Source organism: Mesorhizobium sp. M0968, assembly GCF_040319065.1.
GTDB lineage: Bacteria > Pseudomonadota > Alphaproteobacteria > Rhizobiales > Rhizobiaceae > Mesorhizobium.
On sequence record NZ_JAMYNL010000001.1, the window covers coordinates 502,016 to 523,305 of the forward strand.

General features: G+C 64.4%; 21 protein-coding genes. 4 read left to right on the forward strand and 17 right to left on the reverse strand.

The genetic code is table 11. The features are described 5' to 3' along the window. Positions 1–11: 11 nt before the first annotated feature. The 7 genes from NKH67_RS02590 to NKH67_RS02620 form a co-directional block, all read right to left on the reverse strand. Positions 12–980 (reverse strand): ABC transporter ATP-binding protein, encoded by a 969-nt coding sequence (locus NKH67_RS02590; protein ID WP_352470733.1) that lies wholly within the window; start codon positions 978–980, stop codon positions 12–14. Further along, positions 980–1,990, reverse strand: a complete 1,011-nt coding sequence (locus NKH67_RS02595; RefSeq protein ID WP_352470907.1) for an ABC transporter ATP-binding protein — start codon at positions 1,988–1,990, stop codon at positions 980–982. Before NKH67_RS02595 ends, NKH67_RS02590 begins: the two co-directional genes overlap by 1 nt. Continuing rightward, a complete protein-coding gene (locus NKH67_RS02600) occupies positions 1,987–2,904 on the reverse strand; it encodes a dihydrodipicolinate synthase family protein (RefSeq protein WP_352470734.1) in 918 nt (305 codons plus the stop codon). The genes NKH67_RS02595 and NKH67_RS02600 overlap by 4 nt, the downstream gene beginning before the upstream one ends. 18 nt (positions 2,905–2,922) lie before the next feature. Then, entirely contained in the window at positions 2,923–3,828 is a 906-nt protein-coding gene (locus NKH67_RS02605) for an ABC transporter permease (RefSeq protein WP_502893704.1), read from the reverse strand. Further along, a complete protein-coding gene (locus NKH67_RS02610) occupies positions 3,825–4,784 on the reverse strand; it encodes an ABC transporter permease (protein ID WP_023678169.1) in 960 nt (319 codons plus the stop codon). The genes NKH67_RS02605 and NKH67_RS02610 overlap by 4 nt, the downstream gene beginning before the upstream one ends. 66 nt (positions 4,785–4,850) lie before the next feature. Beyond that, positions 4,851–6,431 carry an ABC transporter substrate-binding protein gene (locus NKH67_RS02615; RefSeq protein ID WP_353030246.1) on the reverse strand — a complete coding sequence of 527 codons (1,581 nt, stop codon included), beginning with the start codon at positions 6,429–6,431 and terminating at the stop codon, positions 4,851–4,853. 32 nt (positions 6,432–6,463) lie between these two features. Then, a complete protein-coding gene (locus tag NKH67_RS02620; RefSeq protein ID WP_352470738.1) occupies positions 6,464–7,177 on the reverse strand; it encodes a FadR/GntR family transcriptional regulator in 714 nt (237 codons plus the stop codon). A gap of 96 nt (positions 7,178–7,273) precedes the next feature. Here NKH67_RS02620 and NKH67_RS02625 point away from each other — a divergent pair, with 96 nt between their 5' ends. From NKH67_RS02625 to NKH67_RS02635, 3 genes are read left to right on the forward strand one after another with little or no spacing between them, the layout of a single operon-like run. After that, positions 7,274–8,245, forward strand: coding sequence for a Gfo/Idh/MocA family protein (locus tag NKH67_RS02625; RefSeq protein ID WP_352470739.1), 972 nt, complete (start codon positions 7,274–7,276; stop codon positions 8,243–8,245). Next, positions 8,242–9,237 carry a Gfo/Idh/MocA family protein gene (locus NKH67_RS02630; protein ID WP_352470740.1) on the forward strand — a complete coding sequence of 332 codons (996 nt, stop codon included), beginning with the start codon at positions 8,242–8,244 and terminating at the stop codon, positions 9,235–9,237. Before NKH67_RS02625 ends, NKH67_RS02630 begins: the two co-directional genes overlap by 4 nt. Then, complete coding sequence (locus tag NKH67_RS02635; RefSeq protein WP_352470741.1) at positions 9,227–10,177, forward strand: dihydrodipicolinate synthase family protein; 951 nt, start codon at positions 9,227–9,229, stop codon at positions 10,175–10,177. The genes NKH67_RS02630 and NKH67_RS02635 overlap by 11 nt, the downstream gene beginning before the upstream one ends. 34 nt (positions 10,178–10,211) lie before the next feature. Here the strand turns inward: NKH67_RS02635 and NKH67_RS02640 are convergent, their stop codons facing one another. Both NKH67_RS02640 and NKH67_RS02645 read right to left on the reverse strand, forming a co-directional pair. Beyond that, entirely contained in the window at positions 10,212–11,159 is a 948-nt protein-coding gene (locus tag NKH67_RS02640) for an LLM class flavin-dependent oxidoreductase (RefSeq protein WP_352470742.1), read from the reverse strand. A gap of 130 nt (positions 11,160–11,289) precedes the next feature. Then, complete coding sequence (locus tag NKH67_RS02645) at positions 11,290–11,445, reverse strand: hypothetical protein (protein ID WP_023678176.1); 156 nt, start codon at positions 11,443–11,445, stop codon at positions 11,290–11,292. 264 nt (positions 11,446–11,709) lie between these two features. Here NKH67_RS02645 and NKH67_RS02650 point away from each other — a divergent pair, with 264 nt between their 5' ends. Next, a complete protein-coding gene (locus tag NKH67_RS02650; RefSeq protein ID WP_352470743.1) occupies positions 11,710–12,477 on the forward strand; it encodes an SDR family NAD(P)-dependent oxidoreductase in 768 nt (255 codons plus the stop codon). Positions 12,478–12,491: 14 nt separating this feature from the next. On the opposite strand, the gene NKH67_RS02655 is transcribed toward NKH67_RS02650, so the two are convergent. The 8 genes from NKH67_RS02655 to NKH67_RS02690 all read right to left on the reverse strand — a co-directional run bounded on the left by NKH67_RS02655 (position 12,492) and on the right by NKH67_RS02690 (position 21,232). Further along, complete coding sequence (locus NKH67_RS02655) at positions 12,492–13,436, reverse strand: ABC transporter permease (RefSeq protein WP_352470744.1); 945 nt, start codon at positions 13,434–13,436, stop codon at positions 12,492–12,494. Beyond that, positions 13,433–14,488, reverse strand: a complete 1,056-nt coding sequence (locus NKH67_RS02660; RefSeq protein WP_352500805.1) for an ABC transporter permease — start codon at positions 14,486–14,488, stop codon at positions 13,433–13,435. Before NKH67_RS02660 ends, NKH67_RS02655 begins: the two co-directional genes overlap by 4 nt. Next, positions 14,488–15,978, reverse strand: coding sequence for an ABC transporter ATP-binding protein (locus NKH67_RS02665; protein ID WP_502893711.1), 1,491 nt, complete (start codon positions 15,976–15,978; stop codon positions 14,488–14,490). Before NKH67_RS02665 ends, NKH67_RS02660 begins: the two co-directional genes overlap by 1 nt. Positions 15,979–16,252: 274 nt before the next feature. Further along, positions 16,253–17,284, reverse strand: a complete 1,032-nt coding sequence (locus NKH67_RS02670) for a BMP family protein (RefSeq protein ID WP_352470746.1) — start codon at positions 17,282–17,284, stop codon at positions 16,253–16,255. Positions 17,285–17,436: 152 nt separating this feature from the next. Further along, positions 17,437–18,642, reverse strand: coding sequence for a 3-oxoadipyl-CoA thiolase (gene pcaF, locus NKH67_RS02675; protein WP_352500806.1), 1,206 nt, complete (start codon positions 18,640–18,642; stop codon positions 17,437–17,439). A gap of 140 nt (positions 18,643–18,782) precedes the next feature. Then, positions 18,783–19,544: an SDR family NAD(P)-dependent oxidoreductase gene (locus NKH67_RS02680; RefSeq protein WP_352470748.1), complete on the reverse strand. Its 762-nt coding sequence runs from the start codon at positions 19,542–19,544 to the stop codon at positions 18,783–18,785. A 12-nt stretch (positions 19,545–19,556) separates the two neighbouring features. Continuing rightward, on the reverse strand, positions 19,557–20,369 hold the full coding sequence (locus NKH67_RS02685) for an ABC transporter permease (RefSeq protein WP_352470749.1): 813 nt from the start codon (positions 20,367–20,369) through the stop codon (positions 19,557–19,559). Next, on the reverse strand, positions 20,369–21,232 hold the full coding sequence (locus NKH67_RS02690) for an ABC transporter permease (RefSeq protein WP_352470750.1): 864 nt from the start codon (positions 21,230–21,232) through the stop codon (positions 20,369–20,371). The genes NKH67_RS02685 and NKH67_RS02690 overlap by 1 nt, the downstream gene beginning before the upstream one ends. Positions 21,233–21,290: the final 58 nt, after the last annotated feature.

A 21,290-nucleotide genomic window follows, 5' to 3' on the forward strand; every position in this document is an offset into this window, starting at 1 on the left:
GGGCAGAAAACCTAAGCGATGTCGTCGCGAATGCAGGCCTTCAGATGGCCCTCGGCTGTCGCCCTCAGCGGCGGTACAGCCCCGGCGCAAGCTTCCAGCGCGAACGGGCAACGGGTTCGGAAAACGCAGCCCGACGGCGGGTTTGCCGGGCTTGGAATATCGCCTTTGAGCACCTGCCGGCTTTGCCTGGCCAGCGGATCGAGCGACGGAATGGCTGACAGCAGCGCGCGCGTGTAGGGATGCTGCGGCCGGGCATAAAGCTCGGCCGCCGGCGCAACCTCCATGATGCGCCCGAGATAGAGCACGATGACCATGTCGCAGATGTACTCGACGACAGCCAGATCGTGCGAAATGAACAGCATGGTCAGGCCGAGCCGGAGCTGCAGGTCGCGCAACAAATTGATGATTTGCGCCTGGATCGAGACGTCGAGTGCCGAGACCGGCTCGTCGGCAACGATGAATTCCGGCTCGAGCGTCAGCGCCCGGGCGATGCCGATGCGCTGGCGCTGGCCGCCCGAAAATTCATGGGCGTAACGGTCATAGGCGTCGACCGGCAATTCGACCGCGGCAAGTGCCTTCTCGGCCTTCGCCCGCCGCTCGGACTTCTTGCCGATGCCTTGAATGTCCAGGCCCTCGGTGAGGATCTGCCCGATCGTCATGCGCGGCGACAGGCTGGCGAAGGGATCCTGGAAAATATACTGCATCTTGCGGCGCTGGCGGCGCAACTGAGCGGCACCCAGCCTGGTGATGTCGGTGCCGTCATAGTTGATTTGGCCGGATGTCGGCTCGATCAGACGCAGCACCGAGCGGCCGATCGTCGTCTTGCCGGAGCCGGATTCGCCGACCAGGCCGACCACCTGGCCACGCCCGATATCGAAAGAAATATCCTCCAACGCCCTTACGACGGGTCCGCGCGAGAACGCTGTCGGCGCAAAATGCTTGGTCAGGTTTTTGACAGCGAGGAAAGGGGCGTCGGCCATCAGAGCTCCTCCCAGCGCAGGCAGCGGCTTTGCTGGGTCGGCGTCGCCGCAAACGATGGAGGGACCGCGGCGCGGCAGGCAGGGATAGCCATCGGGCAACGCGGCGCGAAGGAACAGCCCATGGGCAGCAAGGCAAGCGACGGAACATTTCCGGCAATGGTCGGCAGCGGCGTTCCCGCCGCCTTCAGCGCCGTGGCCTGGCCGAGCCGCGGCACCGAGCGCATCAACCCTGCCGTATAGGGATGACGCGGACGGGTGAACACTTCGCTCACCGGACCTGTTTCGACGATACGCCCGGCATACATCACCGCCACCCGGTCGGCGATTTCGGCGACGACGCCGAGATTGTGGGTGACGAACAGGATGCCCATGCCGCGCTGCGCCTGCAGGTCGGCCAAAAGATCGAGGATCTGGGCCTGGATGGTGACGTCCAATGCGGTTGTCGGCTCGTCGGCGATCAGCAAACCAGGATCGCAGGACAGGGCCATGGCAATGGTGGCACGCTGGCGCATCCCGCCCGAAAGTTCGTGTGGATATTGCCGCGCCCGCCGCTTCGGATCGGGAATGCCGACCTGTTCCAGCAGCCGCACCGCGTCTGCTTCTGCCTCGCGGTGCGATTTGCCGAGATGGATGCGGATCGGTTCGGCGATCTGCTCGCCGATCGTGTAGACCGGGTTGAGGCTGGTCATCGGCTCCTGGAACACCATGCCGATCTCATTGCCGCGTATCTTGCGCAGCGACTCGGCATCGAGGCTGGTCAGCTCGGTAACCGTGCCGTTCTTGCGCCGCAGCGCGATCGACCCCTCGGCGATATGTCCGACCCTCTTTGGCAACAGGCCGATGATCGACAGGCTGGTGACAGATTTGCCGGACCCGGATTCGCCGACAAGCGCCACCGTCTCGCCGGAGCCGATCGTCAGGTCGACATCCCTTACCGCCGCGATGTCGCGCCCCGCGATGCGGAACACCGCGCGCAGGCCGGAAATCGAGAGGATCGGCATGGCGCTCAGCGGAGCAGCCCCACATCGCGAAGGATCATGTCGATCTTTGCGGTTTCCTCGTCGTTCAGGCTGCGCTGCGGCCGCGCCATGGTGTTCGACGCGATGATGCCGAGGCTCTTCATCGCCGCCTTGAAGGCGCCGACGCCGGCCGAGCCGGCGCTGGTCCTGCCGAGCGAGATCCAGACGATCTCGAACAGTTTCAGCAACCGCTCCTGCTCCACGCGGGCTTCGGCATGCTGGCCCGCCTGCGTCAGCTTCCACAGCCTGACATAACCATGCGGGTCGACATTGGCGAGCCCCGGCACGACGCCATGCGCACCCATCGCCAGCACGCTGTCGACCAGGATCTCGGAGCCGGTCATGCCGAAGAAGCCGGGGTCGTCGGCCATGTCCTTGAGCACGTAACGCAGATTGCCGTCATCGCCGCTGGAATCCTTGATGCCCGCGATGGCGCCTTCCCTGGCGAGGCCGACCGTGGTCTTTCGCTCCAGCTTGACGTGGACACAGACCGGGATGTCGTAGGCGATGACCGGAATGTCGAGCGCATCCTTGATATAGCGGAAGTGGTCGCCGATCTCCGGCTGGCTGGTGCGGGTATAAAACGGCGCGGTGACGACGATGGCGTCGGCGCCGGCCGATCTGGCGATGCGGGCGTGGTTGATGACGCGGTCGGTCGTCGGGTCGATGACCCCGGCGAAGATCGGAACCCGGCCGTTATTGACCTTGACCGCGTGCTCGAGGACGGCCCTGCGGCCCGCCTCGTCGTGGAAGACCACCTCGCTGGTCGAGCCGAGCACGAACAGCCCGTGAACGCCGCCGTCGAGCAGGTTCTCGATGGTGCGGGTGAACGACGGAAAGTCGATGCTGAAATCGGCATTGAGCGGGGTGACGACAGGTGGCACGACGCCGGTAAACAGGGGCATTTTGATAAACCTTTGAGGTCAGTTGAGATCGGAGCGGGGGTCGAATGCGTCGCGCAGGCCGTCGCCGATGAAATTGATGGCGAGCACGGTGAGCACCAGTGCGGCGCCCGGGAACATCCATTGCCAGGGGTAATTTTCAAGCACCACGGTGGAGCGGGCGAGATTGAGCATGTTGCCCCAGCTGGCTTCGGGCGGTGCGATGCCGAGGCCGAGGAATGACAGGCCGGCCTCGAGCAGGATGGCGTTGGCGATCTGCAAGGTGGCGTAGACGACCAGGATATCGATGCAATTGGGCAGGCCATGCCGGAACAGCAGATGCGGCAGCCCCGCGCCCATGCCGCGGGCGGCAACGACGAAATCGCGCTCGCGCAGTTCGAGCAGCCGGGCGCGCACCATGCGCGACAGCACCGGCCAGGAGAGCAGCGAGATCACCAGGATGGTCGGGGCGATGCCGGTGCCGGCGATCGAAGCCAGCACCAGCAGGAAGATCACCGGCGGCAGCGTCATCGCCAGGTCGACCAGGCGCATCACCGTGCCGTCGACAAGACGCCCGCCAAAGCTGGCGACGGCGCCGACCAGGAAGCCGATGACGGTCGATATGGCGACCGAGCAGACGGCGACCAGCAGTGAGATCCGTCCGCCTTGCAGCAGCCGGGCCATGACGTCGCGCCCGACGCCGTCGCTGCCCAGCCAATGAATGGCCGACGGCGCCTTGTTCATTGCTCGGAGGTCGATGGTGTTAGGACCGAACGGCCACCACAAAGGATACGTCGAAACCGCCAGCAGGATCGGGATGACGATCAAAAGCCCGGCACGCGCCGCGCGGTTTTCAAAAAAGCGGTCGAGCGCGCGGCGAAGCGGGCCTTTGGTTTGCGGCACGGCTGTCGGGTCAACTGTAGGATCTGGCGCCGTGATTGCCATCATGCCACCTGAATGCGCGGGTCGACGACGGCATAGACGACGTCGGTCAAGAGGTTGACCAGGATGACGCAAACGCCGATCACCAGGGTAGCGCCCATGATCACCGGGTAATCGCGGGTGCCGACGGCGTTGACCAGAAGCAGTCCCATGCCCGGCCAGTTGAACACGCTTTCCAGGAAGATAGCGCCGCCGATGGCGATGCCGACAGTAGAGCCGATCAAGGTAATGACCGGCAAGAGCGCATTGCGGGTCGCGTGCTTGATGATCACCCAGAACTCGCGCACGCCCTTGGCGCGCGCCGTCCGCACGTAATCCTGGTTGAGCACTTCCAGCAGCGAGGCGCGCATGTAACGCATGATCAGCGCGGCATGGCCGACGGACAGCAGGCAGGCGGGCAGGACGAGGTGCGCAAGCACATCCGTCGCCGAGAACGGCGCACCCGCGGTCTGCATGCCGCCGGACGGCGCCCAGCGCAGCAGCACCGAGAAGAAATAGAGACCGAGCAGCGCTGTCAGAAAAGCCGGGCTGGAGATACCGATAAACGACAGCACCGACAGCGCGATGTCGGATGGTTCGTTACGGCGCACCGCGCTGAAAATGCCGGCGGAAATGCCGAGCACGATGGCGATCGCCAGGCCCGTACCCATCAGCAGCGCCGTCGGGCCGATGCGTTCCATGACCAGTGGCAGCACGGCAACGCCGCTGCGCTGGATCGAATAGCCGAAGTCACCGCTCAGCGCCGCGCGCAGCCAGGCGAGATATTGCACGGGAAGCGGCCGATCGAGTCCGAGCCGTTCGCGCAGGCCCTCGAGGTCGGAAGCCGACATGGGGACCGATGGGTTGATATAGGCGTCGATCGGATCGCCCGGCGCCAGCCGCAACAGGATGAAGATGAGGACGCTGAGCGCGACCAGCATCAGCAATCCTGTGGCGCTGCGGCGGGCAATGAAGCTCAACATCGGCTATCCGTGGCGGTGGCAGGCGGCGCCAAAGTGGTCCCGCCTGCTCGCTTGCTTGCGGGTTTCTTACTGGATGTCCCAGCGCTCGGGGTGAGCTGCGTAGGGGCCGCCGCCCGGCGCCGGCGTCCAGACGAAGTCATGCAGCTTGGTCGACGCCACGCCATAGCGGTTGGCCACCCACAACGTCGCCCAGGGCAGGTCCTTGTTCATGACCTTGCAGACCTCCTGCCAGGATTGATCGAGCTTGGCCGGATCGGTCTGGCCTAGCGCGGCGTCCAATGCAGCGCTCAGATCGTCGAACCCGATGCGCATGGTGTTGAAGCCTGCCGGCGGGATCTGCGACTTGTTGAGGCCGGGATTGAGGCCGGCCGGGTTGGGGCCATTCTGCAGGCCGGCATAGACCATCGGAAAGGCGTTCCAGTCCGGCGTGCCTTGCTTGTAGACGATGCCATTGTAGGTCGGCGTATCGACGACCCGCGGCACCACATTGATGCCGACTTCGGCCAGCATCGACTGGATGGCGGCCATCACGTTGGCCGCTTGCGGCGAGCCGTAATAGGTCAGCAGGGTGATCGGTTTGTCGCCGTTGATCTTGTCCCAGCCCGCCTCGCTCAGCAGCGCCTTGGCCTTTGCCGGATCGTAGGCATAGGGTTCGAGGCCTGCGGGAACAAGGTGCGGCGCGACATAGCCGCAATTGGCTGGCTCGGCGGCACCGCCGTAGAGGCTGTCGATGATGCCGTTGCGATCGATCGCGTACATGATCGCCTGGCGGACACGGATATCCCTAAACAGGTCGACCTTCTGGTTCAGGCCGATATAGTTGACCACGTACGAGGCACCTCCGATCACCTTGAAATTGCTGTCGCTCTTGAACGATGCCGCATCGTCGGGCTCGACATAGGTGAACTGGATTTCGCCGGCACGGAGCGCGGCAACGGCCGCCGCCGGCGACTCGAAATAGCGGTTGATGAGCACGTCTACCTTCGGCTTGCCGCCGCGATAATCGTCATCGGCTGCCAGCTCGACATATTGGTCGCTCACGTAGCGCTTGAACTTGAACGGGCCGGTGCCGACCGGAGTGGTCGACCACCAGGTGCTGGTCGCCAGCGATTCCGGCGACAGTGCGGCCAGGGCATGCTCCGGCAGGATCATCAGCTGCGACAGGATCGATAGAAACGATCCGTTCGGTTTCGATAGCTTCACCACTGCGGTGTGGTCATCCGGCGCATCGATCGAGGCGATGTCGGCGAGGCGGGCGGCAAACAGGCTGCCGGAGGCCTTGTTCCTGGCAAGCTCGAGGGTGAACTTGACGTCCTTCGAGGTGAACGGCTTGCCGTCGTGCCAGGTCTCGTTGACCAGGTTGAACGTATAGCTCAGCTGGTCGTCGCTGATCTTGTAGTCCTTGGCGAGGTCGCCTTCGATCTCGGTCAGCCCGGCATTGTAGATGACCAGCGGTTCAAAATAGGTGCTGAGCCAGGTGTAGCCGCCGGTCGCGACCAGCGGGTTGAAGTTCTTGGGAAAACCGCCGGGGCCGACGTCGAAGCCGCCCGCAATGGTCTTGGCGCTTTGTGCCTGGACACTGGTCAATGGGGCAATGCTTGCGAGCAGCAGCCCGGCGACTGAGAATGCGATGGTCCTGATGCGCATGGTTTCCTCCCTTGGCATAGTCAGGTTGTTCTTCAGCTTGCTCGGTTTTTGGCGATAACCTGCTGGATCCCCCGGTAATGGTCATCGAGCCGCCGACGCGCCTGGTCGACATCCTTGGCGGCGACAGCCTCGACGATCTCGTGATGGTCGCGCCATGTCGCCAGCGGCGTCGGATTGTCGAGATTGGTGAAATTCGAGGCCTTGTTGAACGCCATCCAGAAGATGTCGATCAGCGCGCTCAGCATGCGATTGTTCTGGCAGCGGAACAGCAGCTGATGGAATTGCTGGTCCTCTTCGGCGAAGCTCTCATGGCGCTCGGCACGTTGCCGCATGCGCTCGGTCAACTGGCGCAGCGCTTCGATATCTTCGGCGCTGATCATCTCGATCGTCTTGGCGATGAGGCCGGTTTCCAGCACGCGGCGGATTTCGCGCAGCTCTTCGACATCGCGCAGCGAATCCTGCAAACCGTAGGCCAGGTTGTCCAGCAGCGGCTTGAACGAGAACTCCTTGACGAACACGCCGATGCCGCGCCGTGTCTCCAGGATGCCAATCGATTCCAGCGCCTTGATGGCCTCCCGCACGGAGTTGCGGCCGACGCCGAGCCGCTGCGCCAGGAACGTCTCCGGCGGCAAGGGATCGCCGGCCTTGAGCTGGTTGCTTTCGATATAGGCCCGGAGGCTTTCCTGCACGGTGACGTGCAGCAGCGGTGGTCTGCTCAACGGTTCGATCGACTTCAGTTCCGCCATCCCACTGCTTTCATCATCCGCTGAAGCTTGCCCGCCGCTTGTCGTATAGCCACTTGTAGGATATCCTGCAAGCCCATAGCAACGTGTTACTCCCGAATGAAGATAATCCTCGCCGGCTCGAGCCACTGGCACGCCGAAATGCACCTCGACGCCGCACGCTTTTCCGGTGCGGAGATCGCCGGTATCTGGGACGAGAATCCTGGCCAAGCCCATGCGTTCGCCGCGCACCACGACCTGCCGTTTATCGAAGATTTCAAGGAGATACTCTCCAGCCCGCCGGATGTGATCCTGTTGATGGGGCACCCTTCGATGGTGCCGGCGCGGGCACGTGCGATCATCGCGGCAAGGATACCGCTGATCCTGGAGAAGCCGGCGGCCAGCCATACGAGGGAACTGATGGCGCTGCGCGACCTTGCCAGGCAGTACCAGGCTTTTGTCGCTGTTCCCCTGCCCAACCGTTTCGGGCCGGCCGTTGCCGGCCTTGAACGGCTGCGCCGGCAAGGTCGCGCCGGCCCCGTGGCGCATTGCCAGTTCCGGCTGGTCAACGGCCCGCCGCAACGCTACATCGCCGACGGTGTCGCCTGGGTGCTCGACCCGGCGGTTGGTGGCGGGGGTGCGTTGAGGAATCTCGGCATACACGGCGTCGACGCGGCACTCAGCCTGGCAACCGGCAAGCTCGGCCTGAAAAGCGTTTCGATCGCGAACCGCATCCATCCCGGCCCGGTCGAGGATCACGCACTTCTGGTGCTGGAAGACGAGGCCGGCGCGCTGTTCATCGTCGAGGCCGGTTACACCTTTGCTTCGATGCGCCCCGGCGGTGACTTCGAGTGGCGCATCGTCAGTGCCAATGCCACCCTCATCGATCATGGCGACCATGTTATCTGCGCAACGCTCGACGACGCGGCAATCGCCGACTTGCCGGTCGAACTGCCGGCGACGCGCTATCGTCTGTTCATGCGCGATACGCTTGACCGGCTGGCCAGAAAGGCGCCTCCGCCGGTGTCCATCGAAGATTACGTTGCGGCGATGTCGCTGATCGACGCCGCCTATCAAAAGGCAGGACCATGATTGGAATAGGAATTATCGGCGCCGGCGATTTCGGCGCAGCCCATGCGCGGGCAATCCCTGAGGCTGGCGGCATTCGCCTCGTCGCCGCCTCTCGAGGAAATGCCGACGCACTGCAGCAATTCACCGCTGAACATGGCGGCCGCGGCTACGCGGACTGGCGAAGGCTGCTGGACGACAAGGAGGTCGATGCGGTCCTCATTGCCAGCCCGCACCATCTCCATGCCGAAATGGCCATCGGCGCGGCAAAGGCCGGCAAGCATATCCTGCTCGAAAAACCGATGGCGCCGACGGTGGCTGCCTGCGATGCGATCAACGCCGCCGTGGCCAAGGGTGGCGTCAAGCTGATGGTCGCCCACCTCATGCATTTCGCCCTGCCCTGCATGGCGGCCAGGCAAATTCTGGAGGAAGGCGAGCTCGGCCGGCCGCTCGCCGGATCGAGCTGGATCATCAAGCTGTGGATGGAGCACAATCGCCGCGACTGGCATCTGCGCAAGGCGACCGGCGGCGGCATGCTGTTGACGGCCGGCATCCACGCGGTCGATCGCCTGGTCTGGCTGATGGATGACGATGTCGTGTCGGTGAGCGGCATGCTCGGCGCCAAGTTCCATGACCAGGAAGCAGACGACAGCGCTCTGCTCGGATTGCGCTTCGCCGGCGGCGGCATCGGCCAGGTGCAGAGCGTCGGCTATCGCACCGGCGCCACCACCTATGCCATGGATCTGGTCTGCGAGCGGGGAACGCTGCGCATCGACATGGACCGCGGCACCATGCTTGGCCGCGAGACGGTCTGGACCGAGCTGCCCGGTTCCTTTGAGCCGAACTGGATGCATAACGCGCTGGTGCGCGAATGGAGCGCAATGCGCGATGCCATTGCCGATGACACGCCGGTGCCGGTCGACGGCATCTATGCGCGCAAGATCGTCGCCATTATCGAGGCTGCCTTCGCGTCGAACGAAACCCGCCGCGAACACGAGATCGCCGGTGGACGCTGACCTCGACGACCATCTGGCCCGCTTGCCCGCACACGCACCGCGCGGCATCTGGGGCGCGGTGATGCTGGCCATCGACGATCGCGGAGCGATCGACTGGCAGGCGACGGAAGAGACGATCGCCCGACTCTGCGCCTCAGGCGTCGACGGCGTCTATTGCAATGGCACGGCCTGCGAATTCCATTGCCAGACCGAGCCCGAATTTGACCGGCTTTGTGAGTTGGTCGCAACCATAGCCGGCCGCGCGCGCCTTCCTTTCCAGATCGGCATCAGCCAGTCCAATCCGCGCGTCGCGCTGGAGCGACTGACGCGGGTCGCCGGACTTCGCCCGGCGGCGGTGCAGTTCACGCTGCCCGACTGGTGGCCGCCCAGCGACGACGAGGTCATGCGCTTTGCCGGCGGCCTGTGCGACGCCGCGCCTGAAACGCCGCTGGTGCTCTACAATCCGCTGCACGCCAAGCGCCACCTGACGCTCGACGGCATCGCCAGTCTGCGTGCGGCCGTGCCATCGCTGGTCGGCGCCAAGCTGCCGGGCGGCGACGCCGGCTGGTATGCCGACACGCGCCGCAAACTGGACGGATTTTCCGTCTTCGTCCCCGGCCACACGCTGGCAACAGGCTATGCTGGAGGTGCCCATGGCAGCTATTCCAACGTTGCCTGCCTCAACCCGAAGGGCGCGGTGCAGTGGTGGCAGATGATCCGCACCGACATGGTCGCAGCTGCCGAGGTCGAGGCCCGCATATGGGCGTTCCTCGCCGCACATGTTCTACCGTTTCGCACCCGTTACGATGTCAGCGATGCAGCACTCGACAAGGCGATGGCGGCGGCCGGCGGCTGGGCGCCGCTCGGTCCGCGATTGCTCTGGCCCTACAACTCGGTTCCCGACGAGGAGATCCCGACGCTGGCCAAGGCCGCTTACGCGGCTTTCCCGGAATGGTGGTAGACCCGTCACCAAGGCGCGGGACGACGGTGGCTTTTCAGCAGCCGGCGCGTGCTCCCTGTGTCGCGCGTGACGCAAACGCCCCCGGCTGAGGGACATCGGCCTCGCGCCGTGCCAGTGAATTGCGCAAGAGCGCGATCGCCTCGCGGCCGGCGGTCGCAATCTCGCGTGGCCTGTCGACGCCGACGATCATGAACTCCTTGATCCCCAAAGCGGCGTAGGAAAGCAGCGACAGCGCGACCTGCGCCGGCGGCCCGGCAAGTTCGAGCGCCTTCTGGCAGGAAGCGGCCGATTTGTCTTCCGAACGGATTCGGACGGGAAGCGCGAAACGCAGCTTGCCGGCCCGGCCGTGTTCGGCAGCAGCGCCGCGTACGCGCTCCATTGACTGGCGGATTTCTGCAAGCGAGCCAGGCGCCAGTTCGAACACGTCCGCATGCCTGCCCGCGACCCTGAGCGCAGTGCCCGACTGCCCGCCCATGCGGATGGTCACATCGGCACCATGCGGCCCCTTGCGCGGCACATAGCCGCCTTTGATGCTGTAAAAGGTGCCTTCATGGTCGAACGGCCTGTCGTTCGACCACAACCGCTTCAGCAGCACCAGATATTCATCAATGCGTTGCCAGACCACTGTGTGGCCGGCCGGACGTGCCTCGGCATCGTCGTCGCTCAGCGGCTCGCTGAGCATCCTGAGCGACAGCCGGCCACCGCTTCTCGCGTCGAGGGCAGCGAGTTGTCGCGCCGCCACGGTTGGTTCGATCACGCCTGCCCAATGCGTGAGCACGACCTCCAGGGACGAGGTCCGGTCCAGCGTCTGGGCGGCAAGGTCCATATTGGTCAGCAGCCCGGCCTGGTCGTCGATGACGATCCTCTGGAATCCAGCATCCTCGATCAGTGACAGCTTCGTCGCGGTCTCGACAAAGTCATAGAAAAAGCTGGCGTCGGCAGCGTGGATCTTACCGGGAACATGCGTGAACTCGATCGGCATTGCCATCTCCTCCATCACGTTGGAATCAGGGCGCGCAAATGCACACCGGCATTCGGTTCATCAACTCCGGAATTTCTGCAAACGGCAGGCCGCTATCCCGAGGAAGCCTCGATGATCAGAGCCTTGACAATCAGGGGATCAGCCCCAGTACCACTGCCCCGGTGAATACAAACGCAAGGGCAAAGACGAGATAGGCGAAAGCACCGGCATAGGCCGGCCGCCACACCTGGTCGGAACCCAGCCTTTGGCCTTTGCGGGCAGTCTGAGCGTTCTGGCTATAGGACATATCGACCTCCGTCTCGGCGCTTAATCTATAAAATCAGTAGACTTTGTCGAGTGCTATTTTCGCGCGATCCTTAGAACAATTTTCTCCAAACGGCGGACAAGTTAGTGCTTTTACTGCTTAGCGCTGCCTTTTGCGGCATGCCGGGGTGACGGCAGGAAACGTCAGGTCCATGTGTCTGTGGCTCCTTGGCCATCCAATGGATGAGGGATAGCATCGCTTCAGCGGAAAGCCGCGACGTCACGGCAAGGCAGCAGGGAGCAAACCATGGGGACAAGACTGGCCGGCAAGGTCGCCATCATTTCGGGCGGCGCGACGGGAATGGGCGGTGCGGCCTCGGAGCTTTTCGCGGCCGAGGGCGCCAAGGTGGCGATCGTCGACCGCAACGGCGAAGCGGCGGCGGCCACCGCAGCGGCAATCAGGCAACGCGGCCATGTCGCCGAACACTGGGTCGCCGACGTATCGGATGAGGCGCAGGTCGAAGCGGCGGTGAAGGGCGCGACGGAAAAATTCGGCCCGGTCACGGTTCTGTTCAACCATGCCGGCACCCTCGTCATCAAACCCTTCCTGGAGACCACGCTGCAGGAATGGGACTGGCTGCATGCCGTCAATGTGCGTTCGATGTTCCTGATGACGCGTGCTGTGCTGCCCGGCATGATCGCCGCCGGAGGCGGTTCCATCGTCTGCACCTCGTCGATCTCGGCGGTGGCGGCGACGCCGATGGAGGTGCTTTACGACACCACCAAGGGCGCCTGCCATATGTTCGCGCGTGCCATCGCCGTCGAGTTCCGCGACCGCAATATCCGCTGCAATGCGGTCTGTCCAGGCTTCATCAGGACACCGCATGGCCTGCGCGAGGTCGCCGATCTCGACAAACTCGGCGTCGATGTCTCCGACGCGGCAATGGCGGCGCAGCAAGGGCGGATCGGCGAGCCGGAAGAGGTCGCGAAGGCAGCCCTGTTCCTGGCCAGCGACGAGGCCAGCTTCGTCAACGGCGCCCATCTGTTCGTCGATAACGGCTTCACCGCGATGTGAAGGGCGAAGCGCCGCTACCGCTCTTCGCGCCGGAACGGCTTGAGCAGCGCCGACGGGGCCACCGCATTGCGCGACATCACGGCCATAGCGACGATGGTGAAGATGAACGGCAGCATCAGGAAGGCCTCGTAGGGGATATGGCCAAGCCCGCTCGCCTGCATACGCAACTGCAAGGCGTCGACGAAGGCAAACAGCAGTGCCGCGCCTGCCGATCGCCACGGATCCCAGCGGCCGAAAACGACGAGCGCGATTGCCACCCAGCCACGCCCCGAAACCACGCCGAAGGTGAAGGCGTTGAATTGCGCCATCGACAGGAAGGCACCGGCCAGTCCCATCAAGGCACCGCCGAGGATCACCGCCTGGAAGCGTGTCGCAATGACGCTGACGCCGGCAGAATCGGCGGCACGCGGGTTTTCGCCGACCATGCGCAGCGCTAGGCCCCAAGGCGTGCGGTAGAGCACGAAGGCGGCCAGCGGTATGGCCAGCATCGCCATGTAGACCAGCGAGAACTGATTGAACACCGCCGGCCCAAGCACCGGTATGTCGGACAGGATCGGGATCGGCAGCGTCTCGAATCCCTTGATGTTCGGCGGTACCGATTGCTGGCCGAAGATCAGCCGGTAGAGGAAATAGGCGAGGCCCGACGAGAACAGCGTCACGCCGATGCCGCAGACATGCTGGCTGAGGCCGAGCGCCACGGTGAACAGCGCGTGTATGGCGCCCATCAGCGCCCCGGTCAGCACCGCCGCTAGCACGCCAAGCCAGAGGCTGCCGCTGAGGCTCGCCGCGGTGAAGCCGGTCATCGCTGACAAAAGCATGATGCCTTCGATGCCGAGATTGAGCACCCCGGCGCGCTCGGAGAACATCTCGCCCAGCGTCGCGAAGGCCAGCGGCGTGGCGATGCGGATGATCGCGGCGAGGAAGCCGACCTGGAAGATCTGTTCCAGCACCACGCTCATTTGGCTATTCCCACGCGACGGATGCGATAGGCGGTGAACAGCAGCGCCACCAGCATGGCGAGCAGCGCCGTTCCCTGGATGACATCGCTGAGGAAGGCCGGAACGCCGGTCGCCCGCGACATCGCCTCGGCGCCGGTCATCACCGCGGCAAGGAAGATCGCCGCCGGCACGACGCCGAGCGGATTGAGCCTCGCCAGCATGGCGACGACGATGCCGGAATAGCCATAGCCCGGCGAGATGTCGCTCATCACCTGGAAATGCACGCCGCCGACCTCGCCGACGCCCGCAAGGCCGGCCAATGCGCCAGACAGCAGCGCCGTCGAAATCAGCACCCGCTCGACATTGATGCCGCCATAGCGTGCGGCTTCCGGGTTTTCGCCGGTGACCCTGATGCGGAAGCCGAGCGTGGTGCGCGCGACCACGAACCAGATGACCGGTGCGGCGACCAGCGCCGCGACGACCCCGAGATGCAGCCGCGTGCCTTCGAGCAGCACCGGAAAATTGGCCGTATCCTCGATCGGCGGCGAGATCGGGTAGCCGCTGAAACTGTCCTTCCATGGCCCCTCGATCAGCGCCATCAGTGCGTAGAAAATGACCGAGTTGAGCAGCAGCGAGCTGACCACGTCATCGACCCTGAATTTTACCCGCAGCGTGGCGGGGATCAGTGCGACGGCCGCGCCGGCGGCGGCACCCGCCAGCGCCATCAGCAGCATGGCGAGCGGCCCCGGCATCGGGATTGCACCGACGGCACAGCTCGACACCGCACCAGCCAGCAATTGCCCTTCGGCGCCGATATTCCAGAATTTGGCGCGGAAGGCGACTGCCACGGCCAGTCCGGTGAAGATCATCGGCGCGGCACGGACCAGCGTTTCGGTGACGGCGTAGCTGTCGCCCAGCGACGCCGAAAACATAACGCCATAAGCCTCGACGACGCCGGCGCCAGCCAGTGCAATGAGGCCGCTGCACAGGATCAGCGTCGCGCCGATGGCGAGCAGCGGCAGCGCCAGATTGAACCAGGCGGGCGTTGAGGTGCGGGCCTCGAGACGGAACATCAGGCATGGCCCTCCGCTCCGGTCATCATCAACCCGAGTCTGGCGATGCTGGCGTCGGCGCTGTTCAGCGTGCCGACGATGCGGCCCTCATACATCACCGCGATACGATCCGAGAGCATCAGCAACTCTTCCAGATCCTCGCCGATGACGACGATGCCGCAGCCCTTGGCGCGCATGTCGAGGAATTTTTCGTGGATGAAGCGCGCGGCGCCGATGTCGAGGCCGCGAGTCGGCTGCGAAACGATCAGCACCTTCGGATCGAAGGCGAGTTCGCGCGCCAAAAGCGCCTTCTGCAGATTGCCGCCGGAAAGCGCCCCGGCGCGCGTCATCGGCCCGGGGCAACGTATATCGTAGGCTTTGATCTGCGCCTCGGCGAAGGCGCGGATCGCATCCGGCTTGAGCAGGCCGTTGCGGCTGAACGCCGCCATGCCGATGCGCGGCAGCACCATCGAATCGGCAAGCGGCAGATTGGTGACCAGCCCTGTCGTCATGCGGTCTTCCGGGATGCGGCCGAGGCCGAGCGCCTGGACTGTGCTCGGCGAGAACCGCGAAACCGTTTTGCCGGCTATGGTCATCTTCCCGGCATCGGGCGCACGCACGCCGGAGATGACCTCGGCAAGCGCGCGCTGGCCATTGCCGGAGACGCCGGCGATGCCAAGGATCTCGCCGCCACGAACCGACAGCGAAACATCGCGCAGCGCCATGCCGGAATGATGCGATGTCGAGATACCGTCGAGGGTCAGCACGGCCGCGCCGGGCATCGACGGTCCTCTGGCCGGAGGCACGATCTCGTGGCCGCACATCAGCCGCGCCATCTCCGAGGACGTGGTGCTGGCCGGCGCATCGACGCGGCCGGCAACGCGCCCATGCCGGAGCACAACGCAGCGATGCGTCAGCGCCCGCACCTCGTTGAGCTTATGCGAGATGAAGATGATGCCGAGCCCTTGTGCCGCCATCGAGCGCAGCGCCGAAAACAGCCCGTCGACCTCGGTTGGCGCCAACACCGCCGTCGGCTCGTCGAGGATCAGCAGCCTTGCGCCGCGAAACAGCGCCTTGACGATTTCGAGCCGCTGTTGCTCGCCGACCGACAGCGCCGAGACGGGGAGGTCCGGGTCGAGCGTCAGCCCGTGCTGGCGGCCGATCTCGGCGAGCCGCGCCAGCCCGCCGGCGCGGTCGATCCGGCCCGATCTGCCGGGAATGCCGATCAAGAGGTTCTCCAGCACCGAAAGCCGCGGTGCGAGATGAAAATGCTGGTGCACCATGCCGATGCCGGCGGCCAGCGCATCGGCCGAACTGTTGATCGCCACCGACCGGCCCTGCACCAGGATCTCGCCGGCATCGGGCGCATAGGCGCCGAACAGCACGTTCATCAGCGTCGTCTTGCCGGCGCCGTTTTCGCCGAGCAGCCCGAGGATTTCGCCCGGCGCCACGCTGAGATCGACGGCCTCGTTCGCCTTGACGGCGCCAAAGTTCTTGGAGATGCCGCGCATTTCGATGAGAGGGGCAGGCGTTGACAAGGGTGCTCCCGATCGGAATTGGCTTTACGGTTCAGCTTTGATCGACGGGAATGCGCTGCACCCCCCTCTGGCCTGCCGGCCATCTCCCCCTCAAGGGGGGAGATCGGATGTCACTTCGGCTTTCGCAAATCGTCAGCGCTGAAGAAGAGGTGCTGTCGGCGAAGCTGCTAATCTCCCCCCTTGAGGGGGAGATGGCCGGCAGGCCAGAGGGGGGTGCGACAAGCGCCAGACCCCCAAAAGACATCGCTCAGTCCGAGACCGGCGTATTCTCATCGACGTCGACGCGGAAATTGCCATCGAGTATCTCGGCCTTCTTCTTCTCGACCAGTTCCTTGACCTCGGCCGGCAGCGTCTTGTCGAACTTGTGGTAGGGCGCGAGGTAGGAGCCGCCCTTGGCCATGCGCGAGAAATCGCCGTAATCCTGCGCGGTGAAGACGCCGGCCTTGACCAGCTTGATCGCCTGCTCGACGGTCGGATACATGTCCCAGACCGGCCCGGTGATCACGGTGTCGGGGCCGAGGCTCGACTGGTCCGACATGTTGGAGATGGCGAGGATCTTCTTCTCCGCCGCCGCTTCGATGACGCCGAAGCGCTCGGCATAGATGACGTCGACGCCGGCGTCGATCTGGGCGACCGCCGCTTCCTTTGCTTTTGGCGGATCGAAGAACGAGCCGATGAAGGCGACCTTCTTCTTGATGTTGGGATTGACCTCCCTGGCGCCGGCAAAGAAAGCGTTGACCAGCCGGTTCACTTCCGGAATGCCCATCGCCGCGACGGCGCCGACCGTGCCTGACTTCGACATCTTTCCGGCGATCATGCCGGACAGATAGGCCGGCTCGTGGATCCAGTTGTCGAAAACGCCGAAATTCGGCTCGGCCGGCCCGGCGCCGGAGCCGAACAGGAAGGCGGTCTTCGGGAACTGCTTGGCGGTCCTGCGCGATTCGCGCTCGGCGGCGAAGGCATCGCCCAACACCAGCTCATAGCCGCCCTGCGCATATTCGCGCATGACACGGCTGAAATCGGCGGTCTGCACCTTCTCCGACCATTTGTATTCGATGCCGAGTTCCTTCTCGGCCTTCTGCAGGGCAACGTGGATCTGGTTGTCCCACGGCTCCTCGATCGGCGTGGCGAAGATCGCCGCCACTTTCAGCTTCTTGGTCTTGGCAAAGGCGCTGCCCGGCAGCATCGCTGCCGCCAGGCCGAGCGCGCCCAGCTCCAGCACGTTGCGGCGCGAAAGCCCGTCGCGTTTCGATTGGATTCTGCTCTTCCCGTTGTCCATTGTATGCCCCTCTGATTGGCGCCGTGTCGAGCCGGCTCTCTTCTCTGGAATATCAGCGAAGGAACTATGGAACGGTGCCCGGCTTTTGTCCACATGGTCAAATTTGAGTGGGCGGAACGCGCCATTAAATGGTCCGGCAAATCGACGCTTGCTCACAATCTCTCCAGCGCCACCGCGATCCCCTGGCCGACCCCGATGCACATGGTGGCAAGTGCATAGCGGGCGCTACGTTCGCGCAGCTCCAGCGCCGCCGTGCCTGATATGCGCGCGCCGGACATGCCGAGCGGATGGCCGAGCGCGATGGCACCGCCATTCGGGTTGACGTGCTCCGCATCCTCGGCAATGCCGAGCTGGCGCAGCACGGCGATGCCTTGCGAGGCGAAGGCCTCGTTGAGCTCGACGACATCGAACTGTTGTGGCTTCAGGCCGAGCCGGGCACACAGCTTCTGCGTGGCCGGCACCGGACCGATGCCCATGATGCGCGGAGCGACGCCGGCGGTGGCACCGCCGAGGATACGGGCGATCGGCGTCAGCCCATATCTTTTCGCGGCTGCTTCCGAGGCGACGATCAGCGCCGCCGCGCCGTCATTGACGCCCGAGGCATTGCCGGCCGTAACCGTGCCGCCTTGCCGGAACGGCGTCGGCAACTTGGCCAACGCGTCGATCGACGTGCCCCCGCGGGGATGCTCATCTTTGTCGACAACGACCGGATCGCCCTTGCGCTGCGCGATCGTCACCGGCGTGATTTCCTTTGCCAGCCGGCCATTGGCTTGTGCGGCTACAGCCTTGTCCTGGCTGCGCACGGCAAATGCGTCCTGGTCGGCGCGGGAGACAGCGAACTCTTCCGCCACGTTCTCGCCGGTCTCCGGCATCGAATCGACGCCGTATTGCTTCTTCATCAGCGGATTGATGAAGCGCCAGCCGATCGTGGTGTCGTAAATCTCGGCATTGCGCGAAAAGGCGGTCTCTGCCTTCGGCAGCACGAACGGAGCGCGGCTCATCGATTCGACGCCGCCTGATATCATCAGCTCCGCCTCGCCGGCCTTGATGGCGCGGGCAGCAATTATCACCGCATCCATGCCCGAACCGCAGAGACGGTTGACGGTCGAGCCCGAAACCTCCTTGGGCAGGCCGGCCAGCAGCAGCGCCATGCGCGCCACATTGCGGTTGTCCTCGCCGGCCTGGTTGGCGCAGCCATAGACGACATCGTCGATGGCGGCCCAGTCGATGCCCGAATTACGCTCGACCAGCGCCCTCAGAGGGATAGCGCCGAGATCGTCGGCACGGACCGCCGACAACGAACCGCCGAAGCGCCCGATCGGCGTGCGGATGTAGTCGCAGATATACGCCTCGGCCATTATGCCGCCTCTCTCTTGCACTGACGATTTCTGCTCCCGGCCCGCCATCTTGGCCGCATTCTCCTTGAGACGAAAGCACATCTCGCTGCCGGCCGTTAGGCCAAAGGGAATTTCAGCTGCCGCCCGCCGGGAGCGGCGGATCAGCCGATGCTTTCTCCACCGTCGATCACCAGCGCCTGGCCGGTCATGAAGGACGAGCGGTCGGAGACGAGGAACAGGATCGCTTCGGCGATTTCCTCCGCGCTGGCCCAGCGCTGCATGGGAATTTTGGTGCGGACATAGTTCTCGATCGCTGCCCGCCCGCCCATCTGCGCGATGAACGGCTCGTTGAAGGGCGTATCGACCCAGCCGGGGCACAGCGCGTTGATGCGGACATTGTGTTTGGCATAGTCGAGCGACATCTGCTGGGTCATCGCCACCACTGCATGTTTTGACGTTGCGTAGGCGATCATTTCGCGGTCGTAGAACACACCCGAATTCGAGGCGGTATTCAGGATCACCCCGCCGCCTTGCGCGATCATCGACGGCATGACCAGCCTGGCCGCCAGGAACTGCGCCCGCACATTGATCCGCCAGGAGGCATCCATGCCGTCGGCGCCGACTTCGGTCAGCGTGCCGCCGACCTGGATCCCGGCATGATTGTGCAGGATGTCGATCCGCCGATGCCGGCCCAGCGTTCTCGCGATGAGCCGCTCGACCGCCGCATCCTCGCCGACGTCGGTGGCGACGGCCTCGGCCCGACCACCGGCCGCACGAATGTCGGAAGCGGTTGCTTCCCCCGCCGCCTGGTCCCTGTCGGCGATCACCACGAGCGCACCTTCCCTGGCCATCATCATGGCGCCGGCACGCCCGATCCCCGACCCGGCACCCGTCACCACTGCGATGCGATCTCTCAGAATCATGTTTTTTATCTTTCAGTGTGATGGTTTTCGTTGCCGCAGTTGCCATTGGGCAAGCACCACGAGCAGAACGGAGGCGACGAGCACGATCGTCGCGATGGCATTGATCTCCGGCGTGACCCCGCGCCGGATCGAGGCGAAGACATAGATCGGCAACGTCGTCTGTGCGCCGGCGACGAAGAACGCGACGATGAAATCGTCGAAGGAGAATGTGAAGGCGAGCAGGAAGCCGGCGATCACCGCCGGCATGATCTGCGGCAACACGATGCTGCGGAACGTCGTCAGCGGGGTAGCGTAAAGATCGCTCGAGGCCTCGACCAGATTGCGGTCGAGGCTGCCGAGGCGCGTGCTGACAATCATCGCCACCAGCGCCATCGAAAACAGCCCGTGCGCGGCGATGATCGAGCCATAGCCGAGCGCCAGGCGCGGCGGCTGGTCGTTCGGCCACAGCGAAGCGACAAACGGGTTGACCACCCCGAATAGCTGGACCAGCGCGACCAGCGTCGAGATGCCGATGACGACACCAGGAACGACGATCGCAGCACCCAAAAGCGCATCGAACACGGCTCGCGTCCGCGCGCCGACACGCGCTAGGCCAAGCGCGGCGGCCGTGCCGCACAGCGCCGCCAGCAAGGCGCTGGTCGTGGCGATGAACAGGCTGTTCTTCAGCGCTTCGACCAGGAACGGGTTTGCCAGTGCCTTGCCGTACCATTGCACCGAGAAGCCAGTGAACTCGCTGGCGTGGTGGCCGGCGTTGAACGAAAACAGCACCACCAGCGCGATCGGCAGGTAGAGAAAGGCAAAGACCGCAACGACGAAGGCACGCATCAGATCAGGTCCACCCGGCGGGCACCCGAAAGCCGGGTCGAAATGCGGTTCGCGGCAAGCAGCACGACCACTGAAACCGCCACAAGTGTGATGGCGATTGCCGATCCGAATGGCCAATTGCGCGATTGCAGGAACAGATCGACCAGCGCGTTGCCGATGAAGAAGACCTTGCCGCCGCCGAGTAGCGTCGGGATCAGATATTCGCCGAGCAGCAGGATCATGACCAGCGAGAAGCCGGTCATCACACCTGGCAGCGACAGCCGCAGCGTCACGCCGAGGAATGTCGAGATCGGCGTCGCGCCGAGATCGGCGGAGGCCTCCAGCAGCCGGTGGTCGAGCCGCTCGAGGCTGACATAGATCGGCAGGATCATCAGCGGCAGATAACCATAGACGATGCCGAGCAGAACCGCTCCCGGCGTGTTGATCAGCCGCACGTCCTCCATCCCGACATAGGCCAGGAGAGCTGGGATGCCGCGCCCGCCAAGCACATACATCCAGGCATAGGTTCGCATCAGCAGGCTGGTCCAGAACGGGATGACGACAAGCGCCAGCAGGATCAGCCGCCACCGTTCCGGCGCGCGCAAAGCGAGGTAATAGGCGACCGGATAGGCAACGAGAAGACAGGCCAGTGCGCCCGCCGGCGCCAGCACCATGGTGTTCCACAAGGCGGTCGCCCGCGCCGGAAGATTGGCAAACTGCGCCAAGGTGAAAGCGGCCTGATAGCCGCCTTCCGGCGCCCGCTCGCCGACGCTGAAAACGGCAATCGCCACGAACGGCAAAACTAAAAACACCACCAGCCACGCAGTTGCTGGACCGAGCAGCAGGGCGGTCAGGAGATTGTGACGAAGGACATTGCTGCGCATTGAAAAAACCGCCCCGGTGCCGGCGGACATCTGTCCGCCGGGGAGTTGCCTGCATCGA